At 56.7% G+C, this 24,486-nt stretch carries 18 protein-coding genes; 14 read left to right on the top strand and 4 right to left on the bottom strand.

The window, feature by feature from the left end; genetic code table 11:
- Nucleotides 1-47: 47 nt before the first annotated feature.
- Nucleotides 48-1,520: a glycerol kinase GlpK gene (gene glpK, locus QZ534_RS02525; protein WP_296931101.1), complete on the top strand. Its 1,473-nt coding sequence runs from the start codon at nt 48-50 to the stop codon at nt 1,518-1,520.
- 25 nt (nt 1,521-1,545) lie between these two features.
- Here glpK and QZ534_RS02520 read toward each other — a convergent pair whose 3' ends face one another.
- Nucleotides 1,546-3,426 carry a sigma-54-dependent Fis family transcriptional regulator gene (locus QZ534_RS02520; protein WP_296931100.1) on the bottom strand — a complete coding sequence of 627 codons (1,881 nt, stop codon included), beginning with the start codon at nt 3,424-3,426 and terminating at the stop codon, nt 1,546-1,548.
- A gap of 333 nt (nt 3,427-3,759) precedes the next feature.
- Here QZ534_RS02520 and QZ534_RS02515 point away from each other — a divergent pair, with 333 nt between their 5' ends.
- The 10 genes from QZ534_RS02515 (at nt 3,760) to QZ534_RS02470 (ending at nt 16,046) form a co-directional block, all read left to right on the top strand.
- Nucleotides 3,760-4,854 (top strand): ABC transporter ATP-binding protein, encoded by a 1,095-nt coding sequence (locus tag QZ534_RS02515; protein ID WP_202347466.1) that lies wholly within the window; start codon nt 3,760-3,762, stop codon nt 4,852-4,854.
- Nucleotides 4,854-5,954: an ABC transporter ATP-binding protein gene (locus tag QZ534_RS02510; RefSeq protein ID WP_296931095.1), complete on the top strand. Its 1,101-nt coding sequence runs from the start codon at nt 4,854-4,856 to the stop codon at nt 5,952-5,954. The genes QZ534_RS02515 and QZ534_RS02510 overlap by 1 nt, the downstream gene beginning before the upstream one ends.
- Nucleotides 5,954-6,820, top strand: coding sequence for a carbohydrate ABC transporter permease (locus tag QZ534_RS02505; protein WP_053112341.1), 867 nt, complete (start codon nt 5,954-5,956; stop codon nt 6,818-6,820). The genes QZ534_RS02510 and QZ534_RS02505 overlap by 1 nt, the downstream gene beginning before the upstream one ends.
- Before the next feature lie 10 nt (nt 6,821-6,830).
- Complete coding sequence (locus tag QZ534_RS02500; protein ID WP_053112339.1) at nt 6,831-7,637, top strand: carbohydrate ABC transporter permease; 807 nt, start codon at nt 6,831-6,833, stop codon at nt 7,635-7,637.
- 11 nt (nt 7,638-7,648) lie between these two features.
- A complete protein-coding gene (locus QZ534_RS02495; RefSeq protein WP_291907092.1) occupies nt 7,649-7,924 on the top strand; it encodes a DUF2160 domain-containing protein in 276 nt (91 codons plus the stop codon).
- Nucleotides 7,925-8,144: 220 nt separating this feature from the next.
- The gene (locus QZ534_RS02490; protein WP_053112330.1) at nt 8,145-9,887 is read left to right on the top strand and encodes an ABC transporter substrate-binding protein; all 1,743 of its coding nucleotides are present in this window, start codon (nt 8,145-8,147) and stop codon (nt 9,885-9,887) included.
- Nucleotides 9,888-10,101: 214 nt separating this feature from the next.
- Nucleotides 10,102-12,108 (top strand): methyl-accepting chemotaxis protein, encoded by a 2,007-nt coding sequence (locus QZ534_RS02485; protein ID WP_296931089.1) that lies wholly within the window; start codon nt 10,102-10,104, stop codon nt 12,106-12,108.
- Nucleotides 12,109-12,271: 163 nt separating this feature from the next.
- Nucleotides 12,272-13,573 carry a phosphopyruvate hydratase gene (gene eno / locus QZ534_RS02480; RefSeq protein ID WP_053112326.1) on the top strand — a complete coding sequence of 434 codons (1,302 nt, stop codon included), beginning with the start codon at nt 12,272-12,274 and terminating at the stop codon, nt 13,571-13,573.
- Nucleotides 13,574-13,596: 23 nt separating this feature from the next.
- Nucleotides 13,597-14,403 carry a triose-phosphate isomerase gene (gene tpiA / locus QZ534_RS02475; protein ID WP_222464736.1) on the top strand — a complete coding sequence of 269 codons (807 nt, stop codon included), beginning with the start codon at nt 13,597-13,599 and terminating at the stop codon, nt 14,401-14,403.
- Nucleotides 14,404-14,414: 11 nt separating this feature from the next.
- The gene (locus tag QZ534_RS02470; RefSeq protein WP_296931085.1) at nt 14,415-16,046 is read left to right on the top strand and encodes an NADP-dependent glyceraldehyde-3-phosphate dehydrogenase; all 1,632 of its coding nucleotides are present in this window, start codon (nt 14,415-14,417) and stop codon (nt 16,044-16,046) included.
- A 23-nt stretch (nt 16,047-16,069) separates the two neighbouring features.
- Here QZ534_RS02470 and QZ534_RS02465 read toward each other — a convergent pair whose 3' ends face one another.
- From QZ534_RS02465 to QZ534_RS02455, 3 genes are all read right to left on the bottom strand, one after another.
- Nucleotides 16,070-17,320 (bottom strand): substrate-binding protein, encoded by a 1,251-nt coding sequence (locus tag QZ534_RS02465; protein ID WP_296931083.1) that lies wholly within the window; start codon nt 17,318-17,320, stop codon nt 16,070-16,072.
- A 176-nt stretch (nt 17,321-17,496) separates the two neighbouring features.
- Nucleotides 17,497-18,375, bottom strand: a complete 879-nt coding sequence (locus QZ534_RS02460) for an aldo/keto reductase (protein ID WP_296931082.1) — start codon at nt 18,373-18,375, stop codon at nt 17,497-17,499.
- 7 nt (nt 18,376-18,382) lie between these two features.
- Nucleotides 18,383-20,206, bottom strand: a complete 1,824-nt coding sequence (locus QZ534_RS02455) for an alpha-amylase (RefSeq protein WP_296931081.1) — start codon at nt 20,204-20,206, stop codon at nt 18,383-18,385.
- Nucleotides 20,207-20,467: 261 nt separating this feature from the next.
- Here QZ534_RS02455 and malE point away from each other — a divergent pair, with 261 nt between their 5' ends.
- The 3 genes from malE to malG all read left to right on the top strand — a co-directional run bounded on the left by malE (nt 20,468) and on the right by malG (nt 24,224).
- Nucleotides 20,468-21,667, top strand: a complete 1,200-nt coding sequence (gene malE / locus QZ534_RS02450) for a maltose/maltodextrin ABC transporter substrate-binding protein MalE (RefSeq protein WP_296931079.1) — start codon at nt 20,468-20,470, stop codon at nt 21,665-21,667.
- A gap of 114 nt (nt 21,668-21,781) precedes the next feature.
- Nucleotides 21,782-23,323: a maltose ABC transporter permease MalF gene (gene malF / locus QZ534_RS02445; protein ID WP_296931078.1), complete on the top strand. Its 1,542-nt coding sequence runs from the start codon at nt 21,782-21,784 to the stop codon at nt 23,321-23,323.
- Nucleotides 23,324-23,333: 10 nt separating this feature from the next.
- Nucleotides 23,334-24,224, top strand: coding sequence for a maltose ABC transporter permease MalG (gene malG / locus QZ534_RS02440; protein WP_069183322.1), 891 nt, complete (start codon nt 23,334-23,336; stop codon nt 24,222-24,224).
- Nucleotides 24,225-24,486 lie beyond the last annotated feature (262 nt).

Here is a 24,486-nt window from a genome sequence, read left to right as displayed (position 1 = left end):
TCAAAAAGGTAAAAATACGAAAAAATAAGAAACCGAGGTCGAACATTATGAGCCAGTACATACTTTCCATTGATCAGGGGACCACCAGTTCCCGTGCCATACTCTTTGACCTGCAGGGCAACATACACGCCACCCGCCAGCAAGAGTTTCCGCAACATTTCCCGGCCAGTGGCTGGGTTGAGCACAATCCGGAAGACCTATGGTCATCGGTTCAGCAAACGTGCAACGCCGTAATGGCCGAAGAGTGCGGTGATCGCGGTGAAGTGGTTGCTGTAGGTATTACCAACCAACGCGAGACCACCGTAGTCTGGGATCGCAAAACCGGAGAGCCCGTCTACAACGCCATTGTCTGGCAGGATCGGCGGACGGCCTCCTATTGCGAGTCCCTGAAAAGTGAAGGGCTCGAAACCTGGGTCAACAGCAAGACCGGCCTGCTCATTGATCCCTATTTTTCGGCCACCAAGATTCGCTGGATTCTGGAAAATGTCTCCGGAGTGAGGGAGCGGGCGGAGCGCGGGGAGCTCGCGTTCGGTACCGTCGACAGCTTTTTGTTGTGGCGATTGACCGGCGGTCGAGAGCATCGCACAGACGCCACCAATGCCAGCCGCACGATGCTGTTCAACATCCACAACCAGAAATGGGATCCGGAGCTTCTGGAGCTATTTGGTATTCCCGAATCGCTGCTACCGGAGGTGATGGATTCCGCCGATCAGTTCGGGCAGATCACCGAGGGTGGGGCACTCAACGGTGCCTCTGTGCTGGGCGTGGCCGGCGATCAACAGGCGGCCCTGTTTGGCCAGACCTGTTTCGGCATTGGCATGGCGAAGAGCACCTATGGCACTGGCTGCTTCCTGATGCTCAATACCGGCGACAAGGCTCTGCAATCGGAGCACCGCTTGCTTACGACGGTGGCCTACCGGGTTAACGGCAAGCCAACCTACGCCCTGGAGGGTAGTATTTTTATTGCCGGCGCCACCATTCAATGGCTGCGGGACGGCCTTCAGCTTATTCGCGATGCCTGTGAGACAGAACCGCTGGCGGAGGGGACGCCCGTCGACCACGGTGTTTATCTGGTACCGGCTTTTACCGGGTTGGGTGCGCCGTACTGGGACCCCAATGCACGGGGCGCCATCTTCGGTCTTACCCGCGATACCGGCATCAAGGAGATTGTCACGGCGGGCCTGCAATCTGTTTGCTATCAAACCAAGGACCTGCAAAAGGCCATGGAAAAAGACGGGATTCGGCCGGTCAACCTGAGGGTTGATGGCGGCATGGTGGCCAATAACTGGGTACTTCAGTTTCTGGCCGACATTCTCGGCGCCCGCGTGGATCGCCCGTCGCTGGTTGAAACCACGGCATTGGGTGCTGCCTATCTGGCTGGCCTCAAGGCGGGTGTCTATGGCTCTCTCGAAGAGCTTTCCGAACTATGGCGATGTGACCGGAGTTTCGAGCCCGTCATGACGAAAGAGAAGCGGGACGCGCTCTACGATGGCTGGTTCCAGGCGGTTCAAAAGCTCTGACACCAGGCTTCTGCGGGGATGGGTTTTATCGAACCCCAAGTTCCCGCAGACGCTTGTATAGCGTGTTACGGCTGACTGCCAGTTCTCTTGCGGCCTGGGATACATTGCCTGTGCACTTGTGATAGACCCTCAGCGTTCTGGCGAGTGTATCCTCGGGTTCCGCTTCAATGCCCGGTACGGATGGCTGCGGGATATTCTGATCGGATTCCTCGCCCGAGCTGTTCTCGAATTCAGCAAGGAAGTCTTCCGGCAAATGCCACACCTGCACGTCCTCCCCGTCGGCAATGGCGATAGCCACCCGCAGCACGTTGACCAGTTGGCGGATGTTACCCGGCCACGGGTGGTTTTCCAGGGCCGAGAGTACCTTGGGAGACAGCTGTTCTGATTGCCCCGGATCACGGTGACGGGAATAGATGGTTTGTATCAGCAGCAATCTGTCGGCGCGGTCCCGAAGGGCAGGGAGTTCCACGCATAGCCCGTTGATCCGGTAATAGAGGTCTGCCCTGAAATGACCGCTTTCGATCCGTGTGCCCAGTGGTCGGTTGGTCGCCGTGACCAGCAGAATATCAACAGGGACGCTGTCGGTAGAGCCGACCGGAGTAACCAGCCGCTCCTGGAGTACCCGTAGCAGCCTTGATTGGGCCGAAAGGGGCATTTCGCCAATCTCGTCCAGAAACAGAATGCCTTTATGGGCCTTTCGGATAAAACCCAGTGAACCTTGCGCCCGCGCGCCTGTGAAGGCCCCCGCTTCGTAACCGAATAATTCCGATTCGACCAGTTCCGGGGGAATGGCCGCACAGTTAACCGCCACCAGTGGTTGATCCTTGCGCGGCGATGCCCGATGAAGCGCCTTGACCAGAACTTCCTTGCCGACCCCGGTCTCGCCGGTGATGAGTACCGGTAGCCCCCGCTGCAGCACTTTGAGACTCTGTGTCGCACATCGCTTTACGGCTGAATCACCGTATTCGAGATTGTCGATACCCAGCAATTCATCGGTATGCTTGCCCTCGTCAGGGAGTGGCAACGGATCATTTTGGGCGCTGTTGTCGACAACCCGGGTAGGGCGCTTGATCCGGGCGCTCAGTCGCACCTTGCTGCGGGTGGTCAGTTGCAGGTTTTCGGTTTCAGGATGGCCAAGAATGTGATTCCGACGGCCGTTGAAGAGTTCATCCAGACGGGCCTCCACGGTATTGATCCCCAGCAACTGGTCTGCTCGCTGGTTACTCGCAATGACCCGTCCGGAATCATCGCACACCAGAATCCCCGACCAGGGGCTATCGAAGTTATCCGCCGTGGTATTCAGGGTGATCTGGAAATGATCGGGGCCGAACTGACGGTTGATGAGTCGGTTTTCCACGGATTGGGAAAGCAGGCGAACCATGCCCAGGGTGTGGGCCTGGGGCAGGTAGGCATCGCTGAACACGCTGAGAACACCGGCAATCTGCCTGTGGGCATCGAAAATCGGTGCCGCAGAACCAATAATGCTTCGGTTCGTTTTCAGGAAATGTTCGTTTCGCTGAATCTGAACAGGAGCACCGACAGCAATAGAGGTGCCAATGGCGTTGGTGCCGCAGTTCTGCTCCTGCCAGTTTGCGCCGGTCTGGAACCAGGGTTTCAGCCGTGTCTCGGTAATGCGCTCATCGCCCCAGCTGTTCAATACCGTGGCGTGCTGATCGGCGAGCAGAATGAGGCAGCGGCTGTTGGAAAGTACATTCCGGTAGTAGGGCAGAACCTCAGCTTCGGTTACCGAGAGCAATTCGCTGTATTGGCGGTTTATTTCTTCCAGCCTGGCAGACTCCGGCACCAGCGGTGTTGGCTCATGGTCGTGATCAAGGCCCCAGGCAATGCAGCGGTCCCAGGAATCGGCAATAACGCTCCGGTAGTCCGAATATTCGTTTTTTCTCATCAGGCGTCACTCAGTTGTTCGTTTGTTGTTCTTACAGACGACTCGAGCATCTCACGTGGGCAACTGTGTCAAATGTGTTGCTCAATCATCTGTGCAAATCCTGTTCACGTCAATGTTCAATTTGAACAAAGTATTGCTAAACGAACATTTTTATTTTCGCATAAGAAATTACTCGGAAAATAAAAGGCTTTATAAAACAGTGGAGTAAGTAAGATCACCTACGCAAACGTGCAAGCTGGTATAGCCTTTGCGTAAGGAGATTCGAAATCGAATTTCTGTGGCCGATGTAAACCGGCCCGGAGTGCGTTTCCACAAGAACAAAAAGGAAAGCCTATGTCCTTAACACTGGAGAATCTCTCCCGTGAGGTCGACGGTGTCGACTATATCCGGGATGCCAACCTCACCTTTGAGGCAGGTTCCTTTAACGTTCTGCTCGGCCGGACACTGGCCGGTAAGACCTCACTGATGCGATTGATGGCAGGGCTGGACAAGCCTGATAGCGGCCGTCTGATCTACAACGGTGAGGACGTTACGGGGCAGAGCGTGCAGAGCCGAAATATTTCGATGATCTATCAGCAGTTCATCAATTACCCCAACCTGACTGTCTACGAAAATATTGCCTCGCCCCTGCGGCTTGCAAAGATGGCTGAGTCCGAGATTGATCGAAGGGTGAAAGAAACCGCGTCGATGCTTCGGATCGACCCTTTGCTCAAGCGCTACCCGCTGGAGCTGTCCGGTGGCCAGCAGCAACGAACCGCCATGGCCCGGGCGCTGGTGAAGGACGCCACCCTTGTGCTATTCGACGAGCCCCTGGTCAACCTCGATTACAAGCTGCGCGAGGAGCTCAGGGCGGAATTGCGGGACCTGTTCCGCGAGCGTCAGTGTATCGCGGTTTACGCCACCACAGAGGCCAACGAAGCACTGGCGCTCGGTGGCACAACCACACTGTTACACGAGGGCCAGGTGGTCCAGACCGGCCCGGTGATGGATGTCTACCGCGCCCCGGTGAACACCCTCGCTGCACAGTTGTTCAGTGAACCCCCGATGAACATGATTCGCGGACGTGTTTCCGAAACCGAGGTGACCTTCGACGAATATTCGCACCACGCGCTGACACAGGAGCTGGCGAAGCTTCAGCCGGGTGATTACTGGTTCGGGATCCGGCCCAGCCATATCGGCCTGGTGCCCACCAGTGATGATGATCTGGAAATGTCCATGGAGGTGGAGCTCAGCGAAATCAGTGGTTCTGAAACCTTCATGCATGTGGAGAACAGCCACTTCGAAATGGTGTTGCAGTTGATGGGGGTGCATCAGTACCACACAGGCTCACCAATCAAGGTGTACCTGCCGATCAATAAACTGTTCGTGTTCGACAACAACGAGCAACTGGTGCACACACCGTCTCAGGTTTCAGGAGGGTCTGTCTGATGGCCGAAATTCAATTGAAATCACTCGCCCACAGTTACAGTGATATGCCCCAGGGCCCGGACGATTATGCCATTCGTCAGCTCGACCATGTGTGGCACAAGGGTGGGGCCTACGCACTGCTGGGTCCGTCCGGTTGCGGAAAAAGCACCATGCTGAACATCATTTCCGGCCTTGTTCAGCCCTCCGAGGGCGATGTTCTGTTTGATGGAAAGCGGGTTAACGAGCTTTCCCCGCGAGACAGGAATATCGCCCAGGTTTTCCAGTTTCCGGTCATCTACGACTCAATGACCGTTTACGACAACCTGGCGTTTCCGCTCAAGAACAACAAGGTTCCGGCCTCCAAGATCAAGGCCCGTGTTCATGAGATTGCGGAAGTCCTGGAAATCGAGGACAAGCTCTACAAGAAGGCAAAGAACCTGACCGCGGATGAGAAGCAGAAGGTATCCATGGGCCGCGGCCTGGTACGGGAAGACGTTTCGGCGATTCTGTTTGATGAGCCCCTGACCGTGATCGATCCGCAGCTCAAGTGGAAGTTGCGCCGCAAACTCAAGCAGATTCACGAGCAGTTCGACATCACCATGGTGTATGTCACCCACGACCAGCTCGAAGCCTCCACCTTTGCCGACAAGATTGCCGTGATGTATGGCGGACAGATTGTCCAGTTTGGCACCCCGACCGAGCTCTTCGAACAACCCAACCACACGTTCGTGGGTTTCTTTATCGGAAGCCCGGGGATGAATCTCATCGAGGTACAGAGATGCCCCCGCGGCGTGTGTTTCGGTAGCACGGTCGTGGCACTTGAGCCCTGGCAGGTTGATGTCCTGCAGCGGACCAGGTCCACCAACATCAAGATCGGAATACGTCCTGAGTTCGTGGAGGTGTCCTCCATGGCCTCAGACGACACCTTCGAGGCCGAGGTCCTGGATGTCGAAGACCTCGGTACCTACAAGATCGTTACCGTTCAGCTTGACCACGAGAATATGAAAGTCCGGCAGAGCGAGGACTTCGCCGCATCTACCGGCAGCCGGGTTCATCTCTCGTTCCCGAAGCAATGGCTGAAGCTGTATGTGGACGAATTCCTGGTACAGGAGCAACAGTGATGCAAAAGGTACAAAACAACAAAGCCTGGTGGCTGGTGCTGCCAGTATTCCTGCTCGTTGCCTTCTCGGCACTGATTCCCCTGATGACCGTGGTGAACTATTCGGTCCAGGATATTTTCGGACCGGGCCAGGCGTTCTTCGTGGGCACCGAATGGTTTAAGGAGGTATTGACGGATGAGCGTCTTCAGGACTCGCTGATTCGTCAGTTCATCTTCTCCGGTGCGGTCCTGCTGATTCAGATTCCCCTCGGGATCGGAGTGGCGCTGATGATGCCCAAATCCGGGATCAAGGGGTCGCTGTGTCTGATTCTGCTGGCCATTCCCCTGCTGATTCCCTGGAACGTGGTTGGCACCATCTGGCAGATTTTCGCCCGCGGTGACATTGGTCTGTTCGGCTGGGGCATCAACCAACTTGGTATCGATTACAACTACACCGGTGACACTCTTGATGCCTGGTTGACGGTGCTGCTCATGGACGTATGGCACTGGACACCGCTGGTGGCGCTGCTTTGCTATTCCGGGCTGCGGGCGATTCCCGAGGCGTTCTACCAGGCCGCGGAAATCGATCGGGCTTCAAAGTGGGCTGTGTTCCGCTACATCCAGCTGCCCCGCCTCAAGAGCGTGTTGATCATCGCCGTGCTGCTGCGCTTCATGGACAGTTTCATGATCTATATCGAGCCGTTCGTGCTGACCGGCGGCGGGCCTGGCAGCTCGACCACCTTCCTGAGTCAGACGCTGACCACCATGGCGATAGGGCAGTTTGACCTGGGGCGTGCGGCGGCATTCTCGCTGATCTACTTCCTCATCGTGCTGCTGATTTCCTGGCTGTTCTTTACCGCCATTACGCACGCCGACAAAGAAAAATAAGGAGAATGTGATGAGACAGACACGTTCGAAAAATTTTGGGATAACCCTGTTTATCCTGCTGCTGCTGACGCCGATCTACTGGTTGCTGAACATGTCGTTCAAGACCAACCAGGAAATCCTGGGCGGTCTGACACTCTGGCCGCAGAATTTCACCCTGGACAACTATGCGGTGATTTTTACCGACCCGAGCTGGTACAGCGGCTATATCAACTCGATGATCTATGTTTCGATCAACGTGGTGATCACGCTGGTGGTGGCCCTGCCGGCAGCCTACGCATTCAGCCGTTACAAGTTTCTCGGTGACAAGCACCTGTTCTTCTGGCTGCTCAGTAACCGGATGGCACCGCCGGCGGTTTTCCTGTTGCCGTTCTTCCAGTTGTATTCGTCCATCGGGCTGTTCGATACCCACATTGCCGTGGCCCTGGCGCACTGCCTGTTCAACGTGCCGCTGGCGGTCTGGATTCTGGAAGGATTCATGTCCGGCGTGCCGCGCGAGTACGACGAAATGGCCTATATTGATGGCTACAGCTTTCCCAAATTCTTCGTGAAGGTCTTCCTGCCGATGATTCGTTCCGGTATCGGGGTCACGGCATTCTTCGCCTTCATGTTCTCCTGGGTAGAGTTGCTCCTTGCCCGGACCCTGACGTCCGTGGATGCCCAGCCAATCGGGGCGATCATGACCCGAACGATAGGGGCGAGTGGTATCGACTGGGGCGTTCTGGCGGCTGCCGGTTCACTCACCATCATTCCCGGCCTGCTGGTGATCTGGTTCGTTCGTAACCACGTTGCCAAAGGCTTCGCCCTCGGACGCGTGTAAGGAGACGTTCTATGATTGCCTGGATGAACTGGACACCGACTGTCGCCATCTTCTTTGCAGTGATTGCGGGGATTCTGGCGGTGATGACGGTTTACGAAATTGTCTCCCCGTGTAGCGAAAGGAAAGGCTTTCTGCCGATAGCCACGACCCGCGGTGACAGATTGTTTATCGGATTGCTCTCGGCAGCGTATATACACCTGGCTTTCCTGGCTGTAAGCGATATCACGTTATGGGTGGCGCTTGCGGTTTCGGTGGCCTGGCTATTGGTGCTGCTGCGCTGGGGATGAGCCTGAGGTCGGATGTTCGTTATGTTGTTTTTTCGAACATTCGGCTCTAAAAATTCTCTAAAAACACTTGTAATGATTTCGTAAACGAACTATTTTTATTTCAATGATCGGAATCGATCATAGGCGATTCCGGTAAAAGAATAGCGACCAGAGCGCTATAAGTGCGGAAACGAAACCCGGCTGTTTCGTTCCATTCATAAAAAGACGAACGAGGTTGGATATGTTCAACAACAATAAATATCCGAGGACCCTGTTGCTGAGCGCCGCCGTTGGTGTTGCCAGTATGGGGTTAAGCCTGCATGTCAGCGCCGATCAGTACAGTGAGGCGGCTGAAAAGTGGGTGAATGAAGCGTTCAAGAACTCTACTTTGACCAAGGAAGAACAGCTCAAGGAGATGGAGTGGTTCACTCAAGCGGCTGAGCAGTTCCGCGGCATGGACATCAACGTGGTTTCCGAAACCATCGCGACTCACGAGTATGAGTCCAATGTTCTGGCCAAGGCGTTTTCGGAAATTACCGGTATCAACCTGACCCATACGCTGATTCAGGAAGGCGATGTCATCGAGAAACTCCAGACCCAGATGCAGTCGGGACGGAACATCTACGATGGCTACGTGAACGATTCAGACCTGATCGGGACCCACTTCCGGTATGGCAAGGTAGTGGCTGTTGAAGACATCATGAACGGTGCTGGCAAGGATCTTACCCTGCCCACCCTGGATCTTGACGATTTCATCGGGCTCGACTTTACCACCGGGCCTGACGGCAAACTCTACCAGTTGCCTTCCCAGCAGTTCGCCAACCTCTACTGGTTCCGTGCGGACTGGTTCGAACGTGAAGATCTGCAAAAGCAGTTCAAAGAGATCTATGGCTATGACCTGGGTGTACCGGTCAACTGGTCTGCCTATGAAGATATTGCCGAGTTCTTTTCGGTGCACGTGAAGGAAATTGACGGTGAGCGCGTGTACGGTCACATGGACTACGGCAAGAAGGACCCGTCCCTGGGCTGGCGCTTTACCGATGCGTGGTTCTCCATGGCGGGTGCTGGCGACAAAGGCCTTCCGAACGGTTTGCCCGTAGACGAATGGGGTATCCGGGTTGAAGAGTGTCATCCTGTCGGCTCAAGCGTCAGCCGTGGCGGTGCAACCAATGGTCCCGCTGCCGTGTATGCCACCGAGAAATACGTGGATTGGCTGCGCGAGTACGCGCCCCCCGAAGCCCAGGGCATGACTTTCTCCGAGGCCGGCCCGGTGCCTGCCCAGGGTAACGTTGCCCAGCAGATCTTCTGGTATACCGCCTTTACCGCAAGCATGATCAAGGATGGTCTGCCGGTTGTGAACGAGGATGGCACGCCCAAATGGCGGATGGCGCCGTCACCACGCGGTCCCTACTGGGAAGAAGGCATGAAGCTTGGCTATCAGGACGTGGGCTCCTGGACGTTCCTGGATTCAACCCCTGAAAAGCGTCGACTGGCGGCCTGGCTGTACGCCCAGTTCACCGTTTCCAAGACCGTGTCCCTGGAGAAAACCATCGCCGGCCTGACGCCAATTCGCGAGTCTGACATCGAGTCCGAGGTGATGACCGAAATGGCACCGAAACTCGGCGGTCTGGTGGAATTCTACCGTAGCCCGGCCCGGGTTCAGTGGTCGCCCACTGGTACCAACGTGCCGGATTATCCGAAGCTGGCACAGCTGTGGTGGCAGTACATTGCCCAGGCGGCCAGTGGTGAAGCCACTCCGCAGGAAGCACTGGACGGGCTGGCCCAGGCCCAGGATCGGGTTATGGAGCGACTTGAGCGCGCCAATGTTCAACCGACCTGTGGTCCGAAGCTGAACGAGCCCCGGGACCCGCAATACTGGCTGGATCAACCCGGCGCACCCAAGCCGAAGTTGGACAACGAGAAGCCCCAGGGCAAGACCGTTGCCTACGATGAGCTGCTGAAAACCTGGGAAGAAGCCCGCTAAGGCGAACTGATTCCCTGAAGAGCAATGCCTGTCGCAACAGGACCCTTTGGTTGCGGCAGGCAGAGCACCGTTGTCACGGTGGGTTTTGGCCGGTTGCTTATAGTTCCCCCCCTTTCAAGCATTTCAAGGTAGCCCCTCCCGGGGTCAACCCTGCCGGCCCTTTTTCTGCCGTTTAGCCCGTCTTTGCAAGAACATGGCGGGAAGGGTGTGTCCAATGAACAGAATCTCCGTAATTCATCGTTTGTACGCGGGTTTCGGCCTGCTTTGCGTCATTATTGTTTGCTGGGGAGCATTCAACATCAGCATCATGTCCTCGTTCTCTGGCGCAACGGACAGGCTGACGTCGGATGTATTTCCGCTCAGTGGATTGATTCAGGAAATGGAAGCCCATCGATCAGAAACCGCAAGATACTCCGTGGAAGTGGTGGCTGCAGGCGATCAGAAAGTTCTGAGTTCCCAGTCTGCCAGACTTTCCAAGGCACTCAACAAACTTGGCGGTAGCCTGGATGCCTTCGTTGCGTCCGACAGCACGGCCATGTTCCCGGAGCTGGCCGCGGTAAACGAGTCCGCGAACGCCCGGCTGGCTGAGTTGCAGAGATCCGTCAAGGCGATCCTGGCTCTGAAAGGACACCTGCTCTCGGTGTCGGATTCGGTGAATTCCGGGCTGAGTGATTTCCTCGCCAACAACGGGGAGATGAAAAGAACCCTGGTCAGGGAGGGTACAGAGCCGGCGGGACAGGATATCTATATTCGTGACCTGTTCACGACGGTAATGGAAAACCTGACAAACATCGAGTTGCTGATCATGCAGATGGTGAGCACTGAGAACGCGAGTGAACTCAACACCATCGTCGAGAACCTTCGGTTCAATACCAGCACGTTTGAGCAGGACATTTCGGCCCTGGTGAACGAGGTACCTCGCCTGGAGGGCATGCCATCTTTGGTTGAAAGGTTTCTTGCCGCGGTGAACGATGACGCTGGAATCATCAGCCAGTACTCAGACTATCGCCAGAACCGGCTGGAACTGGAGCTCTTGGCCAGGAAGGTAGACGGCTCTTTTTCGGCAATGGCATCCGAGCTGGATGACGCACGAAAAATCGTTGCCGAGAGGGCAAGCGCCTCAGTGTTCGCGCTGGATGATACCGCGCTGAATTCGGAACAGCTGGTTTACTGGCTGCTGCCCCTGGTGGTTCTGATTGCGCTGGCAACTTTGATCAGACTTGGACGGATGATCAGCCGGCCGCTTCAGGCGACTCAGGAACACCTGGCCGCAATGGCCGGGGGCGACTATTCTCAAGCCCTCGAGTTTCCGGCGTGTGGCGAGTTTATGGACCTGAAGCGTTCCGTCAACCGGTTGTCCGAAGCCATGGCAACGGTCCTGGGGAGCCTGCAACAGGCTGGGTCGGACATATCCGTGATCGCCTCGGGTAACGCCAGGTTTGCCAGAGATTTTAACGAACGGATACGAATCCAGTCCGATGAGCTCGGTTCTATTGCTGCTGCGATGACTCAAATGGAGGCGTCTGCCAGGGAGGTAGCCGGTTCGGTTCGGGATACCCATACCCTCGTTGGCGAGGTAAACCGGCAGGTTGAAGACAATCTGTCTGCAGCCGAGCGTGGCATGGACTGTGTTGAAAGCCTCGGGCGCCAGGCGGAGCAGACTGCAAAAAAACTGAAGCAACTTGAGCAGGCATCTTTTGATATCGGCAGGATTACCGAGGCCATTGATGATATTGCCAATCAAACCAATCTGTTGGCCCTGAACGCCGCCATTGAATCGGCGCGCGCCGGTGATGCCGGTCGCGGCTTTGCCGTGGTTGCAGATGAGGTTCGCGGGCTGGCCCGGAAGACCACCGAGAGCACCGACACCATACGGGATCTCGTGGAAGGTCTTCAGCGGGAAGCCTCTGAATCGGTCAGCTCCATGAACTCCAGTTTTGAGCAGCTGGGATCTGTGCGTGATTTGATGGCCAGTGTCTCGGAAGGCGCGGGCAGAATTGGTTCGGCAGTGGGACGGATCCATCAGGGCGCCGAGCATATTCGTCACGGCATGGACGAGCAGGAGAATGTCAGTCAGTCGGTGGCGCGGCAGGTCAGTGAAATCAGCGCCTCGGTGGCTGAAAGCCTTGAGAGTATCAACGAATTGGTCACGACCTGTGACCGCCTGGAGGATTCGGTGACCAGTATTGAATCATTGATGGCTCGATTTCGCATCCACTGAACCCATCGCGTACCAACCAACTTTCGTTTCCATATAACAAATTTGTCTGATTGAAGGGTTTATTTCGCTTGATGATGTTCGTTTACGAATATTAAGATGGTTTTAATGTTCGTTATCCAAAAATAGAATTCGCAAACAATAATGATTGAACAGGAACGACCTTATGGAACAGATAAAATCAGTCACAGCCCGGGAAATTCTGGATTCCCGCGGATTTCCCACAGTGGAAGTGGACGTAGAACTCCGAAATGGCGTGGTCGGGCAGGGCCGGGTGCCATCCGGGGCTTCCACGGGAACCCGGGAGGCGCTGGAAAAGCGCGATGGTGATGACAGTCGCTACAACGGCAAGGGCGTCCTGCAGGCAGTTCGGTGTGTTAACGAACGGATTGCTCCGGCGCTGGAGGGGCGAGTGGTATTTGATCAGCTCGTGATGGATCGCCTCATGTGCGAGATGGATGGCACGCCAAACAAGGCGGAGTTGGGCGCCAATGCGATTCTGGCCGTATCCCTGGCCACAGCCAACGCCGGCGCCAATTACCGGCAACAGCCCCTGTACCGGTATCTTGCCGAGCTCTATGGCTGCAACGGCCCCAGTATCTTGCCAGTGCCCATGATGAACATCATCAATGGTGGCGCTCATGCCGACAACAACGTTGATATCCAGGAATTCATGATCCAACCGGTCGGGGCACCCAGCTACAGCGAGGCGCTGAGGATGGGGGTGGAAACCTTCCATGCCCTCCGGTCGCTTCTACGGAAGAACAGGCTGTCCACGGCGGTGGGCGATGAAGGTGGCTTCGCACCGAATCTGCGTTCCAGTGAGGAGGCACTCGACCTGATTCTGGCCGCCGTTGAAAAGGCAGGGTACCGGCCCGGATCCGATGTGGTCCTTGCCCTTGATTGTGCCGCTTCTGAATTCTATGAAGACGGCCGTTACAACCTCAAGGGTGCCGGTAAAGAGTATACCTCTGAAGAATTCTCGGATTACCTGCTCAACCTGGCCATGAAGTATCCCATCGCTTCCATTGAAGACGGCATGGACGAAAGCGACTGGGACGGCTGGAAACTGCTGACCGAGAAATTGGGCGAACGTGTGCAGCTGGTGGGTGACGACCTTTTCGTGACCAACAGCGCAATCATCACAGAGGGCATCCGTAAGGGAATTGCCAACTCGGTACTGATCAAGTTCAACCAGATCGGAACCCTTACAGAAACCCTGGATGCTATCGGAATGGCCCAGGATGCCGGCTATACCACAGTGATTTCCCACCGCAGTGGCGAGACCGAAGATACCTTCATATCCGATCTGGCCGTGGCCACACGGTCGGGCCAGATCAAAACCGGCTCTCTCTGCCGATCTGACCGGGTCGCCAAGTACAACCGTCTGCTGCGCATTGAGCAGGACCTTGGCGCCCACGCGTTTTACCCCGGTGTCGGCGCAATCCGTTGCGCCCTGGACACCTGAGACTGCTTTTCGGGAGAAACATCATGAGAAAACCCATTCTGATTGGAAACTGGAAGATGAACGGCAGCCTTCAGGCAAACCAGGCCCTGATGGTACGTGTGTTGCCCCGGCTGAGAATGTTCCGGAAGTCCATTGATCTGGCCGTGTGCCCGCCGCACCCCTATCTGTTTCAGGTGCGGGATCTGCTGGGTTACACCGGCATCATGTTGGGTGCCCAGAATGCGTCTGGATTTGTCTCCGGCGCCTACACCGGCGAAGTCAGTGCCACCATGCTGCAGGAGATGGGGTGTCGCTATGTGCTGGTGGGGCACTCTGAGCGCCGGTTACTGTTTGGCGAAAGCAATCAGGAGGTGGCTGCCCGTTACCGGTCGGTTCTTGGAGCCGGGCTCACGCCGGTATTGTGCGTTGGCGAAACACTGGACGACAGGGAGTCTGGACGCACCAATCTGATCATTGAACAGCAGCTTCAGGCGGTGATTGACGAAGTTGGCCTTGCCGCCATGGCGAATGGAGTTATTGCCTATGAGCCGGTGTGGGCTATTGGCACAGGCAAAACGGCCACGCCAGAGCAGGTTTCCCGGGTGCATCAGCAGATCCGTCAATTCATTGGGAAGAGCGCACCTGAGGCATCCGAAGACATCAGCCAGGATCTTCGCGTGATCTACGGCGGCAGCGTCAAGGCGGCTAACGCCTTCGAGCTTTTCAGTCTTGCCGACGTTGATGGCGGCCTGATTGGCGGTGCCTCGCTGCACGCCGACGAATTCGGAATGATTGCCGGTGCCCTGGCCGAGGCTTCCGGCGTTCTGGCCGGCGAATGCGAAACCAATTGATGGAGATGGACATGCAGTCAAAACGCTGGATGCAAACGACGTTTTTCCCAAAAGACAGCGACGTACCTGAAAAATTTCGCGGGGGCGGTGTGGAATTGGCCGAGACACTGGTCGGGGGCGAACTCCGCTGTTGGGACGGTCCCTACGCAGACGTTCGCAGCCCTATCTGCATTATCGGGCATGGCGAGAGCGAACCTCAGCCTCTGGTGATCGGCCGGACGCCGCTGATGGATGAGACCGCTGCCCTGGAAGCTCTGGATGCGGCAGTGCAGGCCTATGGTCAGGGCAACGGAGAGTGGCCCAGCATGTCAGTAGCCAACAGAATCGAACACGTCGAACAGTTCCTCGCGGAGATGCGAAATCATCGGGAGGCCGTGGTAGAGCTTTTGATGTGGGAAATCGGCAAGACCCGGAAAGATGCCTGCAAGGAATTTGACCGAACCTGTGACTACATCAGAGATACGATCCATGAGTTGAAGGTGCTCGACCGACGTTCATCGAGATTCGAGATCGTAGGTGGCGTTGTGGCGCAGACCCGTCGCTTACCGGTGGGCGTTGCCCTGTGCATGGGGCCGTTCAATTATCCGCTTAACGAGACCTTCACAACGCTGATTCCGGCGTTGATCATGGGCAATACCGTGGTGTTCAAACCCGCCAAATACGGTGTGCTCCTGATTGGCCCTCTGATGGACGCATTCCGGAAGTCGTTTCCGCCGGGAGTCATCAATATCATCTTCGGGCGGGGCAGGGACACCGTCGGGCCGTTGATGAAAAGCGGTAAGGTGGACATGTTCGCCTTTATTGGCACTCACCGGGGTGCGTCCGCACTGAAACAGATGCATCCAAAGCCGCACCGGTTGAAGGCTGTGCTGGGCCTTGACGCCAACAATCCGGCCATTGTGCTGCCAGACGCTGACCTTGAGCTTGCCGTCAGCGAGTGCGTCACCGGCGCGTTGTCTTTCAACGGTCAGCGCTGTACCGCCCTGAAACTGCTTTTTGTCCATGATTCCCTTGCGGATCAGTTTGTCAGCCAGCTGTCGGAAGGTGTCAATGAACTGGCTGCGGGAATGCCCTGGGAGCAGGGCGTATCGCTGACGCCATTGCCCGAGCCGGGCAAAATCGGATTCCTCAGGGAGCTGGTGGATGATGCCATTGCCAAAGGCGCATCGGTGGTCAATCCCGGTGGCGGCGAAGTCAACGGCACGTATTTTCACCCTGCCGTGCTATACCCGGTCACCGCTGAAATGCGCATCTACCATGAGGAGCAGTTCGGCCCGGTCATTCCTGTTGTTGCTTTCTCGGATGAACAGGAAGTAATCGACCATGTCCGGGATTCCAGCTACGGCCAGCAGCTCAGTATTTTTGGCACGGATTCCGACACGGTGGGGCGGTTGATTGATCTGCTTGCCAATCAGGTAGGCCGGATTAACCTGAATGCCCAGTGCCAGAGAGGGCCGGATACCTTGCCGTTTAATGGAAGAAAGGATTCTGCGGAGGGCACCCTGTCAGTATCGGACGCACTGAGGGTGTTTTCGATCCGCACAACGGTGGCCACCAAGTCCAGTGACAGCAATCGGGACCTGGTGACCGGTATCGTGCGTGGACGACAATCGAAGATCCTGACGACCGATTACCTGTTCTGATCGCCGGATCTTGTAGTGTGAGCTCAGAGCCGGAGAGGCTTGCCAGCCTCCCGGCGCCGCTCTTCCCATTCTTCCCGGGTCTGGGCTGCCTGGTCGCCGGGCATGGAATCGATGATGCTGAAATAATCGGAACCGTATTCGTCGGCGATGATGGTGTTACGCGGTTTCACCTTGACCACGTACACCGTCTGAACATTCTGGTGATCGAATTCCCGCCAGTACTGTTCGTCCTTCAGGAACGTGTATCTGTGTCCCTCCAGCGCCTGGATGAGGCGGGCGGTGTTGGTGGTGCCGGTACGCTCCACAGCATCCTTGTATTGGTAAACAATGCTGTAGGCAGAGGCCGCAGCGGTGGATGGTCGCATTTCATATCGCGCTGAGAAGGCCTCTACAAATTCCTTGCCTCTCGGATAGTTCAGCTCGTAGGGAGCGTTCCATACCCAGGGCGAACCGCCGATAACGCCTTCCATAATGGTGGGGCCTACCTGGCGTGCCATGCCGAGGGTGAGGTTGGGCACAACGATCTGCATTTTCTTGGTGAGGCCCATTTCGTAGGCAACATTCAGGGCTCGAACCATGTCGTCACCGAAAAGAACCATCATCAGGACTTTGGCATCGCTCGCTTCCGCCTGCTCCAGCGCTTCACGGAAGTCGGTAATCAGTGCTCGGGGGAAAGGCGTTTTCACGCCCTGGTGGCGCTGGGTGTCCTCGGTTCCCGAAAACTTGCGTACGGACTCTTCCACAGACCAGCCCCAGGTGTAGTCAGCGGTGATGTAGAAGTATTCGTCGTCGGCGTGATTGGTGGTGAGATATTGGCTCAACGCCTTGGCCGTCATCCAGGCATTGTAGGGCTCCCGGAACATGTGGGAATGACCTTCGGCGCCGGTGGTGGCGTTCGAATAGGTGAGTGTGCCGAAGTAAATCCGGTCGCGATCCCGGGCGGCTTTGCCAGAGGCAATGGCAACGGCACTGGAGACGCCGCCGAACACCATCTGGACGCCTTCACGGTCAATGAGCTCTGCGGTGTTCTTTGCGCCCTGGGCAGGTTCACCGCGGGTATTTCTGATCACCAGTTCCAGTTGGCGGCCCATGACACCGCCGGCCTTGTTGATTTCGTCAACGGCCAGGAAGGCGCCCAGGCGCTGTTGCAGGCCCTGATCCTTGTAGCGACCGGTTTGCGGATAGTTCAGGCCGATTTTCAGGGTTTCGGCATAGACAGTAGTGCTCGCCAGCAAAAGCAGGCAAGCAGAAAAGAGTACTTTTCTGAGATTCATTCAGGTTGGCCTCCAGAATTGCAGCGCCACTGGTGGAGAGGGCTGCGAATCTTTTTTTGATTATTTGTTAAGCAGAGCTAGTGTCAGCGCTGATTATGGAGCCAACAATGGGACTAAAGTGGAATTTTGGGTAACAAATTGTAGATCAGTGACTTATATCAACTTTGCGATGCCCCTCAGGGCACCGCAGTTTGCCGCATTGCTTCAAGTATTGCGTACCAGAGAGGTCTGGGCAGAGCCGTGCGGGTGCCCTTGAGCGCAGCCTCAATTCTGGCCTCGCGCATGGAGCCAAGAACCGGGATAGGGGCACCCGGAAGCTGACGCAGCCAGGCGATGGCCAGTCCGGTCTCGCACAGCCCGGTTTCTTCCCTTGCGGCTTGCAGCAGGCTCTCAGGAACTGAACCGGGTAGGGCGCCACCGGCGAGCGGTGACCAGGCGAGCCAGCGCAGTCCATCGTTCAGATGGGCCTCATAGGTGCCATCGAACAACGGTTCTGCATTACTGAGTGACAGCTCGCTCTGATTACAAACCAGGGGCAGGCGGGTATTTTTCTGAAGCCAGCGCCACTGCTCCGGCAGGAAATTGGACACTCCGATGTGCCGAATCTTGCCGGCGCTGACGGCCTGTTCCAGGGTTCTCGCCAGCGACTCCGCCTCCATCAGCGGGTCTGGCCGGTGAATAAGGAACGTGTGAATCTGCTCAACCCGGAGCCGGCTGAGCGACCTGTCGATAGCCCCGGAAAAATAGTCTGCTTCAGCCCGATAGTGTTTGGTGGTCCACTGGCTGGGGTCCTGATGGGCCGGCACAATTCCGGCCTTGGAGATAACCTGCACTTTCTGACGCAATTCCGGTGAGGTCGCCAGTGCCTCCCCAAAAACACGCTCGCACTCGCCATCTCCGTAGATGTCGGCATGATCGAAGACAGTCAGTCCTTCATCCAGCCTTCCCTGGATCCAGTCTGCCAGCCGTGCCGGCTGGCAGAGATCGGCATGGTCGAGCAGACGCATCATGCCAAGAACAAGAGGAGTGTCTTCCAGAAATCTCGAATAACTCATGGTCAGGTCACTTTCTTCCGAACGCAATCACCACCCGGTCATCGCCGTTGGTTCTTGAGAAAACATAGGGTTGCTGGCTGATCAACCGGTGCTCGCCTGCGCCAATCACGGGATGACGCTCACGGAACTGCCCCAGCTTCTGCCAGTGCGCAAGGATACCGGACACCTCGCCATTCTCAATGGCATTCCAGTTCATGTCCGAGCGGGTGCCCTGATGCGGATCCGATCCGGTTGGCCCGAACGCCCGGCCGGACTCATCACCATAGAACACCTGAACTGCGCCAGGCGTAAGCATGAGAGCCGCTGCGGCCCGCTTCTGTAGCGAGGGATCATTGCCGGCGATCTGGCTGAACAGTTTGGTGTCGTGGGAGGAGATATAGCTCATCACATTGAAGTTTTCTTCGCCATGCAGTTTGCTGGCGTAATCACTATAGATGGGCTCCATGGCGGGCAGACATTGCGCGCCGGCACGGGCCTCCTCCTGCAGGTCGAAGTTGATCACCGCATCGAAGCCGGCATCGAAATAGGCGGTCTTGCGAACCGAATGGGGGAATACCTCGGCAACCATCCAGAACTCCTCGGCTGGCAGGTCGGCGTCGGGATTGCGGCTGCGGTACTCATCCAGGGCTGCCTGGGCCTCCTGTTTGAGCGCGAGCCAGGCCTCCGGTTCCACATGCTTGGCGGTATCCACCCGGAAGCCGTCCACTCCGAATTCCCGGACCCAGTCGGTCAGCCAGGTGATCAGGTAATCCCGAACGGTGGCATCGTCCAGTTGCTGGCTTCTTGAGCTGGCTTTATTCCGCAGGAACACCGGCAGATCCACGGGCTTTTCGGCCTCTGTCTTGAAATCTGGCAGAAACGCGAGAGAGCCGCGCTGGGCATCCACGGAGGCGTTAGGCGGCGTGTCGTAGTCGGCAATACCGGCCCGGACCCAGTCTTTGCCCCACCAGTTGCGCCAATCCGGATGATCGTAATCAATGAGGGCATGGTAGGCGTGGAAGTTTTCCCAGGATTCCGGTTGCCAGTCGCCCCAGCGCTCGGGCAGATGCTTTTCGAATCCCTCAAACAGCGAACCGAATTCAAAGGTCTGCATATCCTGCAGGGTACTGTAGCCTGGGTGGTTCATAACCACGTCCATGACCACCCGGATGTCTCGTTTATGGGCTTCCTGGACGAGAGTCCGGAATTCTTCCCGGGTACCAAAGTTGGCATCCGGGACCGTGAAGTCCAGGGCGTAATAGCCATGGTACCCGTAGTGCTGGAAATCGCCCCGGTCACCACCGCCTACCCAGCCGTGCATCTGTTCGAACGGAGGCGTGATCCAGAGGGCGCTGACCCCCAGTTCCGACAGGTAATCCAGTTTCTGGGTCAGGCCTACAAAATCACCGCCATGGAAGGTGCCGATTTCATCCTTTCCGTCTGGTTGGCGTCCATAATTCTGGTCGTTGCCGGTCGTGCCATTGGCAAACCGGTCTGTCACGGCGAAATAGACGGTCGCACCGCCCCAGCTAAACTGGCGCGCCTTGGCGTCGACTGATTCCAGTAACACCAACCCCTCGGCGTTGGCACCCGGCGCCATGGTTACCTCACCATCGATAACCCGGGCAGTGTTTCCCGTGTAGAAATCCCGGACGAGCGTCCCGTCCGGGAATGCGGAACCGACCGGAATCGTCATTTCGGCTGACGCCGCTTCGCAAAAGACATTGGTATCATTGGCTGAGGGTGGCCCGGCCACAACTGCGGGTTTGCCCGGGCCGGAGGCACAACCGGCTGTAATCAGGGCTGAGGCGATACAAGCTGAGAGTTTCAGGTGTCTGGCGCGAGGGCTCATGGCAATTGCTCCGTTTCGGTTTTCATTCTTGTGGATGCCATCAAACCAGACTCCACCCCGGGGTGGTAGAAGGAATTTTCTACGCCTGTCTACTCCCCTCTACTACGCCTCGGGGAATGAAATAAGGGGTGATGCTTATTACCCGGAATTGCCACACAGTGCCAATACTCGCAAAAGAAAGTTTGCGTTCAGTCCGGCCCGACAACCTCGTGAATGGCCGGAAAACAAGAATAAGGCAAGAACATACAGAGGAATCACCTGATGAATCGTCGAACTTTTATCCGCAGCACTCTCGCAGCCTCCATTGTTGCCGCTACCTTCGGCGTCTCCGCGCCGGCCCATGCCGAGATCGAAGAAGGCAAGCTTCTGGTCTGGATCAACGGTGACAAAGGCTATGACGGCTTGCAGGAAGTGGGGGACTGGTTCACTCAAGAAACCGGTATCCCGGTTGAAGTCGCCCACCCGGACAGCGCCACCGACAAGTTCCAGCAATCTGCTGCCACGGGCAATGGCCCGGATATCTTCATCTGGGCCCACGACCGTTTCGGTGAATGGGCCCAGAGCGGCATTATTTCCGAGATCAAACCTTCCCAGAGCGTGATTGACGCCAACTATGACTTTACCTGGGATGCGGTCACGGTGGACGGCAAGATGTACGGCTATCCGATGGCGGTCGAGTCTATTGGTCTGATCTACAACAAGGATCTGTTGCCAGAGCCTCCCAGCGCGTTCGAAGACATTCCTGCCGTTCACCAAAAGCTGGCGGAAGACGGCAAGCGCGCCATTCTGTGGGACTACAACAACACCTACTTTACCTGGCCGATGCTGGCTGCAGCCGGGGGATATATCTTCGGTGAAAACGCCGATGGTTCGGTCGATGTGAAGGATACCGGCGTGAACACCGAAGGGGCCATCAAAGGTGCCAAAGCGTTGACCCGGTTGATCGAGGAGGGTGTGATGCCCCGCGGAGCCGACTATAGCGCCATGGAGTCCAGCTTCAACAAGGGCGAGACGGCCATGATGATCAACGGCCCCTGGGCCTGGGGCAACCTTGAGAAAAGCGGCATCAACTTCGGTGTAACCACCATTCCGACGGTGGACGGGCAGCCCAGCAAACCGATGGTGGGCGTCATGGCCGCGACCCTCAACTCTGCCAGTCCCAACAAGGATCTGGCGGTTGAGTTCCTGGAGAACTACGCGCTCTCCGTCAAGGGCCTGAAAATGGTGAATAACGACGTTCCCCTGGGTGCCGTGGCCAACAAGGAATTCATGGACGAGCTCTCATCCGATCCCAATATCAAGGCCACCTTCGAGAATGCCCAGTTGGGCGAACCCATGCCGAACGTACCGGCCATGGGTGCCTTCTGGTCGTCCATGGGCCCGGCCCTGCAGAACATCACGTCCGGACGTCAGTCCGTTGAAGATGCCCTGAACGCGGCAGCACAGCGAATTACCCGGTAACCATAGGGTAATCCGGTGTCGGACGGTTTTGCTCCCGTCCGACACCGTCCCGCTGAGACGTGCATGAAAATTCGCCGTTGCCGAGGTGCGACGGTAATCAACGGGCTGACTACAATGATAACGGAAACCCTGTCCTCTCCCGGTATTGAAAGCAGACACTCCATGACCCGAGTATTTCTTAAATGGGGCGCGCTGACGGCGTTGGTCGGTGCCGCGCTCTACCTCATTCTGGCACTCTACGCCCAGCGTGAGTTTGTCTTCGCCATGCTGTTTCTGGTGCTCACCGCGTCGGCTGTTGCGGTGTTTGTCAGCAAGAAGCTGTACGCGCACCGGTACATTTTTCCGGCCATTGCCGGCATGGGGCTGTTCGTCATTTTCCCCCTGATGTACACCGTTGGCATCGGCTTCACCAATTACAGCGCCAGCAACCTGCTGAGTTTCGAGCAGGTGCAGGAAAACCTCCTGAGCCGGACCTATCAGTCTGAGGCGGTTCGCTACGACTACCAGCTGTACAAAACCGATGAAGGCTATGTGTTCTGGCTCGAGGGAGAGCATCAGAACCTGACTTCAACACCGGTAAACCTGGAGGCGGGCGAGCGCTCGGCACCGGTGTTGCCGGTGTCTGGCAAACCGCAAGGTGAGCCCCTGTCCATTCGCGAGATCATCCAGCTCAGGGGCCAACTCTCGGAGCTAACCCTGATCACCGAAGACGGGCGCGAGTTGAGTCAGGCCAGCCTGCGCTCTTTCGCCGCGATTCATCCCCAGTTTACCCTGCATGACAATGGCAGCCTGACCAATAACCAGACCGGCGTCACCTATTTCCCGGACCAGGAAACCGGCTTCTACCGGGACGGCGATGGCAATGCCCTGTCGCCTGGCTGGACGGTCAATATCGGCTGGGACAACTATCTCAAGGTGGTGACCGACCCTTCCATTCGCGGGCCATTCTTCGAGATTTTCGTGTGGACGCTCTCGTTTGCAGTCGCCACGGTTGTCTTTACCCTGGCGCTGGGCCTGTTGCTGGCCAACCTGCTGCAGTGGGACCAGATTCGCGGCAAGGGCTTTTACCGCACCATGCTGATTCTGCCATACGCAGTGCCGGCGTTTATCTCGATTCTGGTGTTCAAGGGCTTGTTCAATCAGAACTTCGGTGAGATCAACCTGGTTCTGGAGGGCCTGTTCGGCATTCGTCCGGACTGGTTCAGTGACCCTGCGCTGGCCCGAACCATGATTCTGATCGTGAATACCTGGCTTGGCTATCCCTACATGATGCTGTTGTGCATGGGTCTTCTGCAGGCTATCCCCCGGGACCTGTATGAAGCCTCGGCCATGGACGGGGCAGGGCCAGTGAACAATCTGTTCAATATCACCCTGCCGTTGATCATCAAGCCGCTGATGCCGCTGCTGATCGCCAGCTTCGCATTCAACTTCAACAACTTTGTCCTGATTGCACTGCTGACCGGGGGTGCCCCGGATATCATCGGTGCCAGCACGCCTGCAGGTACCACCGATCTTCTGGTGAGCTACACCTACCGCATTGCGTTCCAGGACTCCGGACAGAACTTTGGTCTGGCCGCCGCTATTGCCACTGCGATTTTCCTGGTGGTGGGCGCGTTGTCACTGATCAATCTCAAGCTGTCCAAGATCAAGGTGTAAGGAGCTTCTTATGGCCATGGTTGAACCCCGCTCCACCAAATACCGCGTGCTGGCATCCCACCTGGGGATGCTGGCGTTCATCGCGATCATTCTGTTCCCGCTGTTGATGGTTATTTCCATTTCGTTCCGCAGCGGTAATTTTGCATCCGGCAGCTTGCTGCCGGAGAACCCTTCCCTGGAACACTGGTATCTGGCGCTGGGTATTCCCTACACCGGAGAAGATGGTGTGACCACTCAGCCGCCGTTCCCGGTCCTGCTGTGGCTCTGGAATTCGATCAAGATTGCTGTTGTTTCGGCGGTGCTGATCCTGGCGCTTTCCACAACCAGTGCCTACGCCTTTGCCCGCATGCGTTTTGCCGGCAAGGGATTTGTCCTGAAATCGATGCTGATCTTCCAGATGTTCCCGCCGGTGCTATCTCTGGTGGCTTTGTACGCCCTGTTCGATCAGATTGGCAATCACGTCAGCTGGCTCGGGCTGAATACCCATGGCGCGGTCATCGTGGCCTCCCTGGGTGGCATGGCGCTGCATATCTGGACCATCAAGGGTTACTTCGACTCCATTGACCGCTCCCTGGAGGAGGCCGCTATCGTGGATGGCGCCACCACCTGGCAGGCGTTCCGTTACATCCTGCTGCCCTTGTCGGTTCCGATTCTGGTGGTGGTATTCATCCTGGCATTCATCATGACGATCATGGAGTACCCGATGGCGTCGGTGCTTCTGGTGGACACCGATAAGCTGACCCTGGCGGTCGGTGCCCAACAGTACCTCTATGAACAGAACTACCTGTGGGGTGATTTCGCGGCAGCGGCGGTACTCTCCGGCCTGCCGATTACCGTGATCTTCCTCTACTGCCAGAAGTGGATTGTCGGCGGCCTCACCGCTGGTGGTGTGAAAGGGTAGGCGACTTCTCTTTACGCGATCCCAGCGTCTTCCAGCGTTAACTTTCGCGACCCGGTCAGGTTAATTCCCCCCTGCTGACCGGGCTTTTTTGTGTCTGTCGATCCTGATGTTGCCAAGACTTGGACGCATGACTTGCCGCACATCGGCCGGGAGGTGGTTTTCAATCAAAGGAGCTTCGATTCTTATGGATCGACAGAGTTGATGTGGTTTCTAACGCGGCAGAAAAAAGGGGCCCGTCTGGGCCCCTGAGGAAGTCAGTGGG

Source organism: uncultured Marinobacter sp. (genome assembly GCF_913055835.1).
GTDB lineage: Bacteria > Pseudomonadota > Gammaproteobacteria > Pseudomonadales > Oleiphilaceae > Marinobacter.
This window is presented reverse-complemented; position numbering and strand designations above follow the sequence as displayed.